The sequence below is a fragment of the uncultured Flavobacterium sp. genome, from assembly GCF_963922255.1.
Taxonomy (GTDB): domain Bacteria; phylum Bacteroidota; class Bacteroidia; order Flavobacteriales; family Flavobacteriaceae; genus Flavobacterium.
Genome location: NZ_CAWUIC010000010.1, coordinates 51077 through 68396 on the forward strand (window position 1 = coordinate 51077; position 17320 = coordinate 68396).

At 31.9% G+C, this 17320-nt stretch carries 12 protein-coding genes and 3 pseudogenes; all 15 read left to right on the plus strand.

Features of this window, described 5'->3' with window-relative positions:
* Window positions 1-4 precede the first annotated feature (4 nt).
* Window positions 5-1273, plus strand: a complete 1269-nt coding sequence (locus tag AABJ49_RS09350) for an efflux RND transporter periplasmic adaptor subunit (RefSeq protein WP_338378017.1) — start codon at window positions 5-7, stop codon at window positions 1271-1273.
* 12 nt (window positions 1274-1285) lie between these two features.
* A pseudogene (locus AABJ49_RS09355) lies at window positions 1286-1624 on the plus strand (MerC domain-containing protein); the annotation flags it as partial.
* Window positions 1625-1699: 75 nt separating this feature from the next.
* A pseudogene (locus AABJ49_RS09360) lies at window positions 1700-1894 on the plus strand (GDCCVxC domain-containing (seleno)protein); the annotation flags it as partial.
* A gap of 19 nt (window positions 1895-1913) precedes the next feature.
* On the plus strand, window positions 1914-2279 hold the full coding sequence (locus AABJ49_RS09365; protein ID WP_338378086.1) for a DUF3703 domain-containing protein: 366 nt from the start codon (window positions 1914-1916) through the stop codon (window positions 2277-2279).
* A 6-nt stretch (window positions 2280-2285) separates the two neighbouring features.
* Entirely contained in the window at window positions 2286-4277 is a 1992-nt protein-coding gene (locus tag AABJ49_RS09370; RefSeq protein ID WP_338378018.1) for a heavy metal translocating P-type ATPase, read from the plus strand.
* Window positions 4278-4348: 71 nt separating this feature from the next.
* A complete protein-coding gene (locus AABJ49_RS09375) occupies window positions 4349-4702 on the plus strand; it encodes a hypothetical protein (protein ID WP_338378019.1) in 354 nt (117 codons plus the stop codon).
* 183 nt (window positions 4703-4885) lie between these two features.
* Window positions 4886-5221 (plus strand): annotated as a pseudogene (locus AABJ49_RS09380) (heavy-metal-associated domain-containing protein); the annotation flags it as partial.
* A 132-nt stretch (window positions 5222-5353) separates the two neighbouring features.
* Window positions 5354-9178, plus strand: a complete 3825-nt coding sequence (locus tag AABJ49_RS09385; protein WP_338378020.1) for an efflux RND transporter permease subunit — start codon at window positions 5354-5356, stop codon at window positions 9176-9178.
* On the plus strand, window positions 9171-10391 hold the full coding sequence (locus tag AABJ49_RS09390) for a TolC family protein (RefSeq protein WP_338378021.1): 1221 nt from the start codon (window positions 9171-9173) through the stop codon (window positions 10389-10391). Before AABJ49_RS09385 ends, AABJ49_RS09390 begins: the two co-directional genes overlap by 8 nt.
* Before the next feature lie 2 nt (window positions 10392-10393).
* Entirely contained in the window at window positions 10394-12166 is a 1773-nt protein-coding gene (locus tag AABJ49_RS09395) for an efflux RND transporter periplasmic adaptor subunit (RefSeq protein WP_338378022.1), read from the plus strand.
* Window positions 12167-12192: 26 nt separating this feature from the next.
* Window positions 12193-12843, plus strand: coding sequence for a DUF3347 domain-containing protein (locus AABJ49_RS09400; protein WP_338378023.1), 651 nt, complete (start codon window positions 12193-12195; stop codon window positions 12841-12843).
* Between the two features lie 21 nt (window positions 12844-12864).
* Window positions 12865-15315: a multicopper oxidase domain-containing protein gene (locus tag AABJ49_RS09405; RefSeq protein WP_338378024.1), complete on the plus strand. Its 2451-nt coding sequence runs from the start codon at window positions 12865-12867 to the stop codon at window positions 15313-15315.
* A gap of 198 nt (window positions 15316-15513) precedes the next feature.
* Window positions 15514-16194, plus strand: a complete 681-nt coding sequence (locus AABJ49_RS09410) for a DUF3347 domain-containing protein (RefSeq protein WP_338378025.1) — start codon at window positions 15514-15516, stop codon at window positions 16192-16194.
* Window positions 16195-16647 carry a heme-binding domain-containing protein gene (locus AABJ49_RS09415; RefSeq protein ID WP_338378026.1) on the plus strand — a complete coding sequence of 151 codons (453 nt, stop codon included), beginning with the start codon at window positions 16195-16197 and terminating at the stop codon, window positions 16645-16647.
* Window positions 16648-16667: 20 nt separating this feature from the next.
* Window positions 16668-17216 carry a DUF3347 domain-containing protein gene (locus AABJ49_RS09420; protein ID WP_338378027.1) on the plus strand — a complete coding sequence of 183 codons (549 nt, stop codon included), beginning with the start codon at window positions 16668-16670 and terminating at the stop codon, window positions 17214-17216.
* The last annotated feature ends 104 nt before the right edge of the window (window positions 17217-17320 follow it).

Here is a 17320-nt window from a genome sequence, read left to right on the forward strand (position 1 = left end):
GATAATGATAAATATATTTTTAAAATCAAATTATAAAATAAGCTCATTTTTTAAAATCTTTCTTCTTTCTTCTTTGCTCTTGATTCTAAATTCATGTGGAGAAAAGAAAACAGAAGAAGCTCACGAAGAAGAAAAATCGGAAACAGAAGTAGCATTGACTAAAACGCAATTTGAAACAGTTGGAATTGAAACAGGTAGTATTGAAATGAAAAACCTAAATACAATCATCAAAGCTAATGGTTACACAACTGTTCCTCCACAAAGTATGGCAAATGTTTCTACATTAATTGGTGGAGTTGTTAAAGAGATATATGTGTTAGAAGGGACTTATGTAGCAAAAGGGAAAACATTGGCTACACTTCAAAACCTTGAAGTTGCTGAAATGCAAGAAGATTACAATTCTGCTGTAGCGAATATTGAATACTTGCAACTGGAATACAACCGTCAAAAAACATTAAGTGAAGAAGATGTAAATCCTCGTAAAGTATTTCAAGAAGTAAAAGCAAAATTGGCAGTGGAAAGAGCAAGAGCACAAGCCGCTAAAAACAAATTACAAGCATTAAATGTAAGTTTATCAGGAAACTCATCTTTAATTCCAATTATTGCTCCAATAAGTGGTTACGTTGGTAAAATAGGCATTACAAAAGGAACTTTTGCAGATACAGGAATAAGTCTTTTTGAAGTAATTGACAACACACAAATGCATCTTGATTTAAATGTTTTTGAAAAAGATTTAGGTAAAATTTCTATTGGTCAAGAAGTTGATTTCGTGTTAACCAATCAATCTAATAAATCTATTAAAGGAAAAATATTTGGTATTAATAAATCCTTTTCAAACGAAAGTAAATCGGTTACAGTACATGCCAAGATTAATGAAAGTGATACAAAAGATTTAATTTCTGGAATGTATGTTGCAGCTAATATTAATATTACTAATCAAACGGTTCAAGCATTGCCTAAAGACGCCATTGTGAGAAACGGAGATAAATATTATATTTATATACAAGAAGAACATGTAGAAGAAACTACAAAAGTTAAGAAAGAAGCACACGTTCATAAAGAAGGAGAATCACATGATCATGAGGAAGAAACTGTCGAAAAAGAACACGACGAAGTACACTTTAAAGCAATTGAAGTAGTTCCAGGAACAACCGATTTAGGTTATACGGAAATTAAATTAGTAGAAGAAATTCCAGCAAATGCAAAAATTGTTGTAAAAGGAGCATTCTATTTATTGGCAGCTTCAAAAGGTGGTGGAGAACATGAACATTAAAATAATCATAAAATGAAAATTTCAATTTTAAAATCAAACATAGATAAATTAGGAACAATAGGGCTTTTTATTACAGCCCTATTCTCACCTTGTTGTTTTCCATTATTTGCTTTTGGAGCATCTGCACTTGGATTAGGAAGTTTTGAACTTTTTGGTGGTTGGACAATGTGGATATTTATGGTAATGGTATTTATTTCTGTAATAGGATTTTACATTTCTTATACAAAACATAACAGTATGTATCCTTTAATTATTGCAATTCTAAGTGCAGGTTTAATTTTCTACGGCTTCTTTGCTAATAATTACATATCACTTATTTATATAGGAATGTTAGGAATTTTAATAGCAACCATAGTAAATTATTATCAAAATAAATTACAAGGTAATTGTAAAAATTGCACTACTTATGAAGGGAAAACAGTCGAATTAAAATCAACTTTAACTTGTCCAAATTGTGGTCATAAAAAAGATGAGTTAATGCCAACAGATGCTTGTCAGTACTTTTACGAATGTGAAAATTGCAATAAAATGCTAAAGCCATTAGTAGGTGATTGTTGTGTTTATTGTAGTTATGGTTCTATAAAATGTCCACCTATTCAAGCGGATGAAAAGTGTTGTTAATTAAATTTTAACCCAAATGATAAAATTTTATACTAAAATGCCAAGTAAGCTGATTCCTTTTTATCAAAAAGAGTTAGGAATGGTTAAGGATAATTTAAAACAAGGTAATTTACAAAAGTCTTGGCTTCATTTAGAAAGAGCACACATAATAGGACAAAAATATCCGTATGAACATACATTCGTACATTGGAAAATGTTACAATTTGGAATTAAAATAAAAAGTTCAAAAGAAATTGTTGGTCAAATACCAAGATTATTGGTAGGCGGTGTAAAATCATTTGTTGGACACATTCCTGTGGGTAATACTGGTGGTGCAAATGTTCCACCATTAAAAGCAATGGATATTCCGGAAGACATTCAAAAAATACTAAACGTAAACACATAAATTATTATGACTGATAATAAATCACAAAAAACAGAAGACGAAGCAGAATGCTGTAGAATAGAGGAAAAAATCAATAAAGCAGAAGAACAACATTCAGACGATGATGGACATGATCATGACCATTCAATAAAAGAAAAATCCACATTCCAATTATTTTTACCAGCAATAATAAGTTTCGGCTTATTAATGTTGGCAATTGGGTTAGATAATTATTTTACCCAATCTTGGTTTACGGGTTGGGTTAGAATAGTTTGGTATGTTGCAGCTTATTTGCCAGTAGGACTTCCAGTTATAATAGAAGCCATACAAAGCATTCGTAAAAGTGATGTATTCTCTGAATTTTTACTAATGTCAATAGCAACAATTGGTGCTTTTGCTATTGGTGAATATCCTGAAGGCGTTGCAGTGATGTTGTTTTATGCTATTGGAGAAATCTTTCAATCATTAGCAGTACAAAGAGCCAAAAGAAACATAAAATCCTTACTCGACCAACGACCAGATGAAGTTACTATTATAGAAAATAATGTAACTAAAATAATCAAAGCTTCAACGGCTAAAATTGGAGATATTATCCAACTTAAAGCTGGAGACAAATTAGGTTTAGATGGAGAATTACTATCAGATAAAGCTTCCTTCAATACAGCAGCACTTACTGGAGAAAGTAAACCCGATTCAAAAATAAAAGGAGAAACAGTTTTAGCAGGAATGATAAACTTGAATTCTGTTTCGCAAGTTAAAGTTACAACTGCTTATACAGATAGCAAATTATCTAAAATTCTGGAAATGGTACAAGAAGCAACTTCTAAAAAAGCACCAACAGAATTGTTTATCAGAAAATTTGCTAAAATCTACACACCTATTGTTGTGTTTTTAGCAATCGGAATATGTTTAGTGCCAATGCTTTTTGTGGAAAATTATGTTTTTAACGACTGGTTGTATAGAGCGTTGATATTCTTGGTAATTTCATGTCCTTGTGCATTAGTGATAAGTATTCCATTAGGATATTTTGGAGGAATAGGTGCAGCTTCTAAAAACGGAATACTTTTTAAAGGAAGTAATTTTTTAGACGTAATGGCTTCTATTCAAAACGTGGTGATGGACAAAACAGGAACAATGACCGAAGGTGTTTTTAAAGTACAAGAAGTCGTTTTTAAAGCTGATTTTGACCAAAATGAAATACTTCAATTAGTAAATGCTTTAGAAAGTCAAAGTACGCATCCAGTAGCAACTGCAATACATGATTTTGTTGGAGAAATAGATAGTAAAATCAGTCTTAAGGAAGTAGAAGAAATTGCAGGACACGGTTTAAAAGCAAATGCAAACGGAAAAGAAGTATTAGTTGGTAATTTCAAACTAATGGATAAATTTTCAATTAAATATGATATTGATCCATCAAGTATTGTCTATACGCTAATTGCTGTTGCTTACGATAAAAAATTCGTTGGTTATCTTACCATTGCAGATAGTATAAAAGAAGATGCACAAATAACAATTGATAAATTAAAAGCATTAGGAATCAAAACTACTATGTTAAGTGGAGATAAAAATAATGTGGTACAATTTGTGGCTCAAAAATTAGGAATTACAAATGCGTTTGGTGATTTATTACCAGAAGATAAAGTAAATAAAGTCAAAGAAATTATAGCCAAAAACGAAACGGTTGCTTTTGTGGGTGATGGTGTTAATGATGCTCCAGTAGTTGCTTTAAGTAATGTGGGTATTGCAATGGGAGGTTTAGGAAGTGATGCAACAATAGAAACTGCTGATGTAGTAATTCAAGACGATAAACCTTCAAAAATTCCAATGGCAATAAATATTGGAAAACAAACCAAGAAAATTGTTTGGCAAAATATCACTTTAGCTTTTACAGTTAAGGCAGTTGTTTTAGTTTTAGGAGCTGGTGGTTTAGCAACGATGTGGGAAGCCGTTTTTGCTGATGTTGGAGTCGCTTTATTAGCAATATTAAACGCAGTAAGAATCCAAAGGATGAAGTTTTGAGCTTGATTTTAACATTTTTTTTAAAATATTTAATTTGTTTTGATTAACTTTGGTATGTTTTAGAACAATAAATGAAAAAATCATACATCATAATAATTTTGTTTTTAGGAATATTTTTTATTCCTAATGGCTCTTTTGCGTGTGGTAATGAAAAGGATTCTTGTGAAAAGGAAGTTATCACTACTAAAGAAAAAGAAAAAAGCTGTTGTGATAATAACAATGATGATAAAGAATGTAATGGAAGTTGTGGTCACTCAAACTGTACTACTGTCTCTTCTGTTGGTTTTAGTTTATTTATTTATAATGAAATAGAATTTACAAATAATAATTTTGATTTTTCTACAAGTAAATCAAAATTTTACCATTCTGAAAATTTACTTTCAGATGGCTTTCCTTCTATATGGCTTATACCTAAAATAAGCTAAATTTAAAATTTGACAGCCATACTTATGTCAAATTTATAGCATTTGCTATTTTTTTATAACAGTTTTGAATCTTAAATTATACATGTTTAACATGCGTATTTAATTCATTATAGCTGCTATTCAATTTAAATTTATTTCAAAAATTAATTCAAAAAATCTTTTTGAACACTAAAATCATATAAAATGAAAAAATCATTATTAAAAATAATGATAGCAATCACTGTATTGTTATCAACCACAATGAACGCACAAACAAAAAACACAAAAACAGAGGAAGTGAAAGTTTCAGGTAATTGTGGAATGTGTAAAAAAACGATAGAAAAAGCAGGAAACATCAAAGATATTGCTACAGTAGTATGGAACAAAGAAACTAAAATAGCAACAGTAACTTATGATGAATCTAAAACAAATAAAGAAGAAATAGCAAAGCGTATAGCTTTAGCTGGATATGATTCAGAGCTTGTTAAAGCAAAAGATGAAGATTACGACAACCTTCCGGGATGTTGTCAGTATGACCGCGAGTAATTGTACTTTAATAAATTGTAATTAACCTATTCCTCTAAAGTATTTTCTACTTTAGAGGAATATTCAACAAATATTCATCAAAAACCTTGATAAATATTTTTTGTTGGTTGTAAATATTATATTCAGATGTTAAATAAAATAATAAAATATTTCCTAGAAAATAGATTAGTAACTGTACTTATTCTAATGGTGCTAATTTTATGGGGTATTGCTACAGCTCCATTTAACTGGAAAATACCTTTCCTGCCTTCTGATTCAGTTGCGGTAGATGCTATTCCTGATATTGGTGAAAACCAACAAATTGTTTTTACACAATGGCAAGGCAGGTCACCTCAAGATATTGAAGACCAAATCTCTTATCCTTTAACTACTTATTTATTAGGTATTCCAGGGGTAAAATCAATTAGGAGTAATTCTATTTTTGGTTTTTCAAGTATTTATATAATCTTCGATGATGATATTGAATTTTACTGGTCTAGATCCAGAATACTTGAAAAATTGAATTCATTACCTAATAGTTTATTACCCGAAAATGTAAAACCATCACTTGGTCCAGATGCAACAGCATTAGGGCAAGTATATTGGTACACAGTTGAAGGAAGAGATAAAGATGGAAACCCTACAGGTGGTTGGGATTTACAAGAAATAAGAACAGCACAAGACTTCTATATTAAGTACGGTTTAAATGCTGTGCAAGGAGTTTCAGAAGTAGCATCTATTGGTGGATTTGTCAAAGAATATCAAATTGATGTCAATCCAGACGCATTGAAAGCTTACAATATTAGTTTGATGCAGGTAATGACTGCAGTACAAAAATCAAACAAAGATGTTGGTGCAAAAACCATAGAAATCAACCAGGCCGAATATTTAGTTAGAGGTCTTGGTTATGTGAAAAAAGTGGAAGATATTGAATTAGCAGTTGTTGCTGTTAAAGATAATGTACCTATTCGTGTAAAAGATATTGGTGTAGTCGCTTTAGGTCCAGAAACTAGAAGGGGTATTTTAGATAAAGGTGGTGCTGAAGCTGTTGGTGGTGTTGTCATTGCCCGCTATGGTTCTAATCCATTAGAAGTCATTAACGGAGTAAAGGCTAAAATTAGTGAAATTGCATCTGGTTTACCCAAAAAGACATTAGCTAATGGTGTAGAAAGTCAATTAACCATTATTCCTTTTTATGACCGTACAGAATTAATCCAAGAAACAATAGGAACATTAGAAACAGCTCTTTCTCATGAAGTGTTAATTAGTATTATTGTCGTCTTACTTCTAGTTTTTAATTTAAGAGCGTCGTTAATCATTTCAAGTTTATTACCAGTTGGAGTATTAATGACTTTTATCGTCATGCGTTATTCTGGAGTAGATGCAAATGTTGTTGCACTTTCAGGAATTGCTATTGCTATTGGAGTAATGGTAGATGTTGGAGTCGTCTTTGTCGAAAATATTATTCGACATCTCGAAATGCCGAAGAATAAAGGAGTAAAAGGAAAACAATTAATGCTAGTAATTTATGAAGGAACTACTGAAGTTGCATCAGCTATTACAACAGCTTTAGCAACAACAGTTGTTAGTTTTATTCCTGTTTTTGCAATGGAATCTGCTGAAGGTAAATTATTTAGACCTTTAGCATTCACAAAGACTTTTGCACTGTTAGGAGCTTTTGTATTAGGAATTGTAGTACTTCCTTCTTTAGCTAACTATTTGTTTGGAATTGACTATGATAAGAAAAGAGTAAAACGTTTTTGGTCGTATGTATTTATTTCAGGTGGTATTTTACTAAGTATTTATTTCAAAATTTGGCTTCCGTTGGGATTAACCTTAATGGGATTATATGACCTGTTTAATCATAAAATTCCTGAAAAATTCCAACTTTATACAAAGCATTTCAACTTAGTTATAGTAGTATTTATTGTTTCTTTCTTTTTAACTCAAGAATGGATGCCTTTAGGCCCACAAATAAGCGTAATTGGTAATTATCTATTTGTAATTGTTTTGTTAGGAATAATAATAGGAGCACTTTTATATATTGTCAGTTCTTATGAAAGAGTGCTGCGTTGGTGTTTAGAAAATAAAGGTAAATTCATGTTGTTACCCATAGCGACATTACTTTTTGGGGTTTTAGTATGGATTGGTTTTGAAAGCACTTTTGGTTTTGTGGCTAAAGGATTTGATAAAATAGGTTGGAACATCAAAACTTCAAAAGTATGGTCAGTTCCATCTCACACTTTTCCTGGAATTGGTTCCGAATTCATGCCAACACTTAATGAAGGAAGCTATCTTTTAATGCCAACATCTATGCCTCATGCTGGTGTAGAACAAAACAGAAAAGTAGTTGGACAACTCGATATGATTCTAAACCACATTCCCGAAGTTGATATGGCAGTTGGGAAATTAGGACGTGTAGAAAGTGCTTTAGACCCTGCTCCAATTTCAATGTATGAAAACGTTATCAATTATAAGCCAGAATATATTTTGGATGCTAACGGACATCGAATGCGATTTAAAACCGATAATAAAGGTCGTTACATTACAAAATCTGGTGATACACTTTCACATGATGAAGCACTAAAACAGGCAATTACTGTAAAAAATTTAATACCAGACGAAGATGGTTCTTTCTATAGAAATTGGCGCGATATAATTCAATCACCCGATGATATCTGGAATGAAATTGTAAAAGCATCTAAAATACCAGGTGTTACATCTGCTCCTAAATTACAACCTATCGAAACTCGTTTGGTTATGCTTCAAACAGGAATGAGAGCACCTATGGGAATAAAAGTTTTTGGACCCGATTTAAAAACTATTGAAGAATTTGGATTAGAATTAGAAGCCATTATTAAAGAAGTTCCTTCTGTAAAAAGCGAAGCTGTTTTTGCTGATAGAATCGTAGGAAAACCTTATTTACATTTAAATATTGATAGAGAAAAAATTGCTCGATTTGGCTTAAATATAGAAGATGTTCAACAAGCTATTGAAACAGCAATTGGAGGAATGAAAATTTCTTCAACTGTTGAAGGAAGAGAACGCTATCCTATAAGAGTTCGCTATCCTAGAGAATTAAGAGATAGCCCTGAAGCATTAGGAAAAATATTAATAGCTACTCCTACTGGCGCACAGATTCCGTTAGGTCAATTAGTTCAGTTTGAATATAAAAAAGGACCTCAAGCCATTAAAAGTGAAGATACTTTTCTGGTTGGTTTTGTCTTATTCGATAAAAATGATGGCTATGCCGAAGTTGATGTAGTAAATGATGCTCAAAAAGCAATTCAAACTAAAATTGATTCAGGCGAATTGGTAGTGCCTCAAGGTGTAAATTATAAATTTTCAGGAAGTTATGAAAATCAAATAAGAGCAATGAAAAGACTTTCAATTGTAATTCCTATTTGTTTAATCGTTATCTTTTTATTACTTTATTTTCAATTCAAGACTGTTATTGCATCGTCAATCCATTTCTCTGGAGTATTTGTTGCATTTGCAGGTGGATTTATAATGCTATGGTTATACGGACAAGATTGGTTCATGAATTTTGCTGTTGCAGATGTAAACATGCGCGATTTATTTCAAATGCATCCCATCAATTTAAGCGTTGCCGTTTGGGTAGGTTTCATAGCCTTATTTGGAATTGCTACTGATGATGGAGTAATCATGGGTTCTTATATCCACCAAGTTTTTGAAGAAAAAAATCCACAAACAATACCTGAAGTTCGGGACGCTGTAGTAGAAGCCGGAAAAATGAGAGTTAGACCAGCAGTTATGACAACTGCAACAACAATTATTGCTTTGCTTCCTGTTTTAACCTCAACAGGGAAAGGTTCAGATATTATGATCCCAATGGCTATTCCAACTTTTGGAGGTATGACCATTCAAATTATGACCATGTTTGTAGTGCCAGTATTACAAGCGTATTGGAGAGAAACAGTAATTAAAAATAAAGAAAAGAGAAATGCGTAAAATACTAATAATATCAATTCTATTTATGGCGTATAATGTTGTAGGCCAATCTATAAACGACTATTATACTATTGCGGCAGAAAATAATCCAGAATTAAAAGCAAAGTATAAAGAGTTTGAAGCAGCCATGCAAAAAATACCACAAGTGAGTTCTTTACCAGATCCAAATCTTTCTATGGGTTATTTTATTTCACCCGTAGAAACAAGACTTGGTCCTCAAAACATGCGATTTTCATTAACTCAAATGTTTCCTTGGTTTGGTACTTTAAAAGCTCAAAAAAATGCTGCAACTTTAATGGCAGAAAGTAAATACCAAGCTTTTTTAAATGCTAAAAATCAATTGTATTCTCAAGTTGCTACTGCTTATTATCCTTTGTATGAGCTATTAAAACTAAAAGATATTGAACAAGAAAACATCAAAATTCTAGAATCATACAAAAATATTGCCAATGCGAAATTTGAAAATGGTAAAGGAAGTTTAGTAGATGTCTTGCGTGTGGATATTATGATAAAAGATGCACAAACTAATTTAGATATTTTAACTAAAAAAGAACCTGCATTAACATCTTGGTTGAATAGTATATTAAATAGAAAGTACAATGAAAAAATTGTTATTTCTAAAGATTTGCAAATTATGGAATTACCAATGGAATACCGCAAAGATTCTATAACCACTAACCCAATACTACAAGAGCTTGAATTAAAAAAACAAGCTTCAGAAGTAGCTATTGAAGTAGCCAGAAAGCAAGGTTTACCTAAATTAGGTCTTGGTTTAGATTATGTTTTGGTAGGGAAAGGAATGAATAATTTTCCAGATTCTGGTAAAGATATTATCATGCCAATGGTTTCTGTTAGTTTGCCAATCTTTAGAAAAAAATACAATGCAGCAACGAAAGAAGCAAAACTAATGCAAGAAAGTTTTTCTTTTCAAAAAGAAGCGTATGAAAACAAACTAAACGGTACATATTATAAACTTGTTTTTGAATTAGAAAAGGAACGAGATTTATTAAAATTATATGAAGGTCAAGTACTAACACTCTCCAAAAGTTTGAATCTATTATTTGCTTATTACAGTAATGCGAATAAAGATTTTGAAGAAGTATTACGCATGCAACAAGAGCTTTTAAAGTATCAAAAAATGCAATTGTCAAGCACTAGTACTTTTTATATAAAACTAGCTGAATTGGATTATTTAACAGCAAAACAATTTTAATTATGAACATAGATAAAAAAACAAAAATACTGTTAGCAATAACTTTATTAGTTGGGCTATTATTAGGTGCTCTATTCTTTGGTGGAAACACTAAAGAGGAAGAAAATAAAACAGAAGTCAAATCAAAAGCAGAAGTTTGGACGTGTTCCATGCACCCACAAATTAGGCAACCAGAACCAGGAGATTGTCCTATCTGTGGTATGGATTTAATTCCGTTAGAATCTGGTAATGAAGATATTGACCCAGAAGCAATTAGTATGTCAGAATCGGCAATGATAATTGCAGGAATTTCTACTTATAAAGTAGGAAATACGGATGGAATCAAAGAAATAGCACTGAATGGAAAAATTGAAGTAAATGAGAAAACAGTTTACAGCCAATCCTCACACATACCTGGTCGTATTGAAAAAATTCAAGTTTCTTTTGTAGGCGAATATGTAAAAAAAGGTCAAGTGGTTGCTTATATATATTCTCCGGAATTAGCGAGTGCACAACAAGAACTTATTGAAGCTTATAGTGTAAAAGATATTCAGCCCCAATTATTCGAATCGGTAAAATCGAAATTGAAAAACTGGAAAGTTTCAGACGCTACCATAAACAGTATTATTTCTTCAGGAAAAACACAAGATAGATTTCCTATTTATGCTGATGTTTCAGGATATATTATTAAGAAAAATGTAGAGCTTGGCGATTATCTTCAAAAAGGGCAAACCTTATATGATGTTGCTGATTTGTCAACCGTTTGGGTACTTTTTGAAATTTACGAATCGGATATGAGTTGGGTTAAAAAAGGAGATAAAATTAACTATACAGTAGCATCTTTTCCAGGAGAAACATTTTCAGGAACAATTGCATTTATTGACCCATTTATAAACCCAATGACACGAATCGCAAAGGCAAGAGTTGAGGTAGCTAATTCTGGATTAAAATTCAAACCGGAAATGTTTGCAACGGGTACTTTAAAAACTAAAGTAGTTGGTAATAAAGCGACATTAAGTGTTCCTAAATCAGCTGTAATGTGGACAGGAAAACGCTCTATTGTTTATATTAAAAATGAAACCGATAAGGGAATAACATTCAAACTACGTGAAGTGACATTAGGACCTCTTTTAGGGAATGATTATATAATTGAACAAGGTTTAGAAGTTGGTGAAGAAATTGTAGCTAATGGTACTTTTAATGTAGATGCAGCTGCACAATTAGCCGGTAAACCAAGCATGATGAATTTGGAAGGTGGCAGAGTAAGCACAGGTCATAATCATGGAGATTCTTCTATGCCAATGAATGAAGATAAAAAAGCAGCATTAAAAACAAACAAAACTACGATAAGTTCTGAAGCTAAAAAGAGTTTACAACCATTATATAAAGATTATTTTGAATTTAAAGATGCCTTAACAAAAGACGATTTTAATTCAGCTAAAAAAGCTTTGTTAGCATTTGAAAAATCTTTTAATAAAATAAACATGAGCGTATTTAAAGGAGAATCTCATAAAGTATGGATGAATTATCAAACAGAGCTGAAAAAACAGACACTTCATGCTACACATATTAAAAACATTAAAGAATTAAGAATGACTTTTGAACCTATATCAAATGTTATGATAGCAATGACAAAAGCTTTTAATCCTTTAACTGAGAGTGCATACGTTCAGTTTTGTCCTATGGCTAATAGTGATAAAGGTGCCAATTGGTTAAGTAAAGAGAATAAAGTAGTTAACCCATATTTTGGAGCTTCAATGATAAAATGTGGAGAAGTAAAAGAAACAATTAAATAAATTAATAATTAATAAATTTTAAAATCATGAAAAAAGTAATCGGAATTTTAACAGTAGCTTTATTAAGCGTAACAATCTCTTGTAAAGACAATAAAGAACAAGAAGAAGGAACAATGCACAACGAAGAAATGCAAATAGAAGGACATGAAGGGCACGATCATTCAGAAATGAATAATGAAGATGGACATGACCATGGTAATAGCGAAAGTTCAGAAAGAGAAATCACTCAAAACAACACAAAAAATAGTGCTACTTCAGCTATACTTGATGCTTATTTTGAAATCAAAAATGGTCTAGTAGCTGATAGTGACGAAAAAGCAGCAAAAGGAGGAAATGCTCTTTTAACTGCGTTTTCTAAATTTGAGATGTCAAAATTATCTGAAGAAGAACATAAACAATATATGGAAATTCAAGAAAGTGCAAAAGAGCATGCAGAACATATAGTAAAAAGTCCTATAGACCATCAAAGAGAACACTTCGAAGCATTAAGCATAGATGTTACTGATTTAATTACACTTCTTGGTACAGATAAAGTAGTATACCAAGATTTTTGTCCAATGGCTAACAACAATAAAGGAGCAAATTGGTTGAGCGAAGTCAAAGAAATTAAAAACCCATATTTTGGATCAAAAATGCTAAAATGTGGAGAAATAAAATCAGAAATCACAAATAAATAATAACTATAAAAAAATTAAAACATGAAAATCATCAAACATATAATAATCGTATTACTAATTCCGCTGAGTTCAGTTTTTGGACAGTCGGTGGAGGGAAATGTTGATAATTTACCTATCCACGAATACACTTTAACCATCAAGGAAGAAATAGTAAACAAAGCAGGTAAACAAATTAAAGGGATGACTGTTAATGGTACAATTCCTGGACCCACTTTAGAATTTACAGAGGGGGAATATGCTGTGATTTACGTGAAAAATGAAATGAGCGAAGAAACATCGGTGCATTGGCATGGTTTGTTATTGCCCAATTTCTATGATGGCGTTCCCTATCTAACAACACCACCTGTAGAACCTGGACATACACTTAAATATGAATTTCCTATTAAACATTCTGGGACTTATTGGTATCATTCACATACCATGTTGCAAGAACAAAGTGGAGTTTTTGGTTCAATTGTTATTAAGCCAAAAGAACAAACCTTAAAATATGATAAGGAATTGGTGTTGATGTTATCAGATTGGACCAACGAAAAACCAATGAATGTGCTTCGCAATTTAAAACGAGGCAATGAATGGTATAGTATCAAAAAAGGAACTGCTACACCATTAAATCAGGTTATTGCACGTGGCGCATTTGGAGCACAGTTAAACTTTTGGAGGCAGCGGATGGGCGGTGCTGATATAGCAGATGTATATTATCCTGCTTTTTTAATTAATGGTGAAGAAAGCGTGGAATATCCAGAATTTAAAGCTGGTGAGAAAGTGCGATTAAGAATGATTAATGGAGGTGCATCCACGTCGTTTTGGATGACTTTCGGGGGAGAAGAACCGCTATTGGTTTCTGCTGATGGTCTTGATGTAGTACCTGTTAAAAAGAATAAGACTTTTATCGGGACTGCTGAAACATACGATTTTATTATAACTGTTCCAGAAGATGGAAAAATAGAATTTAAAATCACAGCTCAAGATGGTTCGGGAACTGCATCTGCATTTATTGGCAATGGAAAAGTGCTACCTGCAATGACTATTCCAAGACCAGATAAGATTGGGATGATGCAAAAAATGGCAAAAATGGATATGAAAATGGGCGCTCATGCTTTAAAATTTCAGCCCAAAAAAGACGAACGCTTTAAGATGATGGAAGAATATGGAATGCAAATGGATAAAATGTCTGGAATGGATATGAGTAAACAAAAAGATTCTATAGGTCAAATGAAAGATATTAAAATGGATCATTCCAAAATGGAAGGTATGAATATGGATGATCCAAAGATGTCTGGAATGGATATGAGTCAACCAAAAGAGGCTATGGCAACTGATAAAATGAATGAGATGAAAATGGATCATTCCAAAATGAAAGGAATGGTAATGAACAATGGTGTTGCTATGAAAGGCATGCAGATTAATGAGCAAAAAGATACAACGAAAGCAGACAATATGGAGGGAATGGATTTGTTTTCGGAGTATAACTATGACTATTTGAAATCTGTAAAGAAAACTAACTATGACAAAAATATTCCTGTAAAAGAAGTACTATTGAATCTTACAGGCAATATGAATCGCTACATCTGGAGTATGAATGGCGTGCCTTTATCTGAAGCTGATAAAATTAAAATAAATAGTAAAGAAGTAACAAGGGTTACCTTTAATAATCTTACTATGATGCACCACCCCATGCATTTACACGGTCATTTCTTTAGGGTTATCAATAAAAATGGAGATTACTCCCCGTTAAAACACACGGTAAATGTACCGCCAATGCAAAAGGTAACTATAGAATTTTATGGGAATAATGGGGATGAATATGGCGACTGGTTTTTTCATTGTCACATTTTATATCATATGATGGGAGGTATGGCAAGAGTTATGTCTTATGATACACCCAGAGACCCAAGAATGAATGAATTTCCGGCTTCTAAAATTATTGCAGAAACCGACAAATGGTATTCATGGGGATTGGTAGATGCAGCTTCACATACAACGGGTTTTAATTTAATGACATCTAATATCAGAAATCAATTTAATGCGTCTTTAGAATATGGTTGGAACAAAAATTTAGAATCAGAGTTTACCTACGAACGTTATTTACACGATTACTTACGTGTTTTTGGAGGTGTTAACATTGAAAATAAAACACGCAATAGTTTAGACCAATTTAAAACTACTGCAGTGGTTGGGATACGTTATTTAACACCCTATTTATTTAATCTTGATGTACGTATAGATAATGAGTTAAGACCAAGAATTGCGTTAGGGAGAAGTATAATGATATTTCCTAAACTATCTATTTTTGGCTATTATGAGTATCAATTGGATTTAGGGATTGTAAATAATTTGCCCGTGGGAAAAGATTTTAGTTCGGAAACGGTATGGAGTGCAGGAGCTGAGTATTTTCTATCCAGAAATATTTCACTTATGGGTAGCTATGATAACCGGTTTGGTGCTGGAGGTGGACTTTCCGTAAGGTTTTAATAACTAAAATCAGGATGTAAACTTGTTATTTTTCAATAGATTAATCTCTTAATTATAGAATTGGCAGCTATTAGCACGATGGTTTCTATGCTGGCAGTTGACAACTATCAAATGATGGAAAATGCAGATGAAATAACCGCTAAACTTAAAAATGTAATTAAAAAACTTTAAATAATAATAATCACTAAAAACAAAAAAATGAGAAAATTAAAATTGTCAATGGGACTTTTAGCAATAGTATTTGCAACCCTAACTGTTGTATCATGTAAAGATTCAAAAAAAGAGCATGATAATGAGGACGGACATCATTCAGAAATGTCTTCAGAAGGAGACCAAATGGAAATGAATAATGAAAGTGAAGAACATCATCATGCAGAAGGCAACGATGAACATGCTCACGACAAGGACGCTTCGATGAAGACTAGAGAAATAACAGCGTCCTCTAAAAAAAATGCGGCAACTTCTGCTATTATAGATGGCTATTTGCAAATTAAAAATGGATTAGTTGCAGACAATAAAGACAATGCCGCGAAAGGCGGAACAGCGCTACTTGCAGCATTTTCAAATTTTGATATGTCAAAAATTGACGAAGCACAGCATAAAGAATATATGGAAATTCAAGAAAGTGCAAAAGAGCATGCAGAACATATAGTAAAAAGTCCTATAGACCATCAAAGAGAACACTTCGAAGCATTAAGCATAGATGTTACTGATTTAATTACACTTCTTGGTACAGATAAAGTAGTATACCAAGATTTTTGTCCAATGGCTAACAACAATAAAGGAGCAAATTGGTTGAGCGAAGTCAAAGAAATTAAAAACCCATATTTTGGATCAAAAATGCTAAAATGTGGTAGTATAAAAAAACAAATTAACTAAATGAAAATTTTTAAAATCATCTTACTGATTTTACTGATTGTGTTTGTGGGAATTCAATTCATTCCCACAAAACGCAATCAAAGTGAAAGTATACCCAATACAGATTTTATGGTTGTAAATAATGTACCACAAAATATTTATAATTCATTGCAAACGTCTTGTTATGATTGCCACAGCAATAATACTTCATATCCATGGTACAATAAAGTGCAACCAGTTGCTTGGTTTTTAGAAAATCATATTGAAGAGGGCAAAGCAGAATTAAACTTTAGTGAATGGGATAACTACTCAAACAGAAGAAAAAAAAGCAAATTAAAATCTATTGTTAGTCAAATTAAAGATAACAAAATGCCTTTAAGTTCGTATACATTTATTCATAAAGAAGCAGTATTGGATAATACTAAGAGGCAAGAAATTCTAAATTATATCACAGAATTAAAAGATAGTTTATAATAATTTAAAAAGTTAAAAAGATGAAATTTTTAAAAATTAGTATAACAACAATGTTATTATTAGCTATTTCTTTTACTTATGCACAAGATGGACATAATCATAACCATGGTAAAATGAATCATAGTAAAATGAAGAAAAATAATGATGTTAAAGCAGAAGCAATCCTAAGCGATTACATTAACTTAAAAGACGCATTGGTAGCGGATGATACAAAAAAAGCAGCTGCTGTAGCTTCTAAATTAGTAGCCTCTTTTAAAGCCTTTGATAGAACTACCTATAGAGGTATGGAACAAATGGAACTTATAGAAATTATTGAAGATGCAATAGAACATGCAGAACATATTGCTAAAAGTGAACTCGATCATCAAAGAGAACATTTCAAGACGTTGAGTAAAGATATTACTGACATGATTACTATTACTGGAACTGAAAACACACTCTACCAACAGTTCTGCCCAATGTATGATAAAGGTAGTTCGTGGTTAAGCACAAATAAGGAAGTAAAAAACCCATATTATGGTAGTAAAATGCCAAATTGTGGAAAAGTGCAAAAGGAAATTAAGAATTAGAGTACTTCTTTTAGAGTAAAGGAATGAGATATCTAATTCCTAAAAGGACAATAAGGTTTTCATTATTGATTCACATTTTTATAAAAGATCCCTTTTATGGTGTT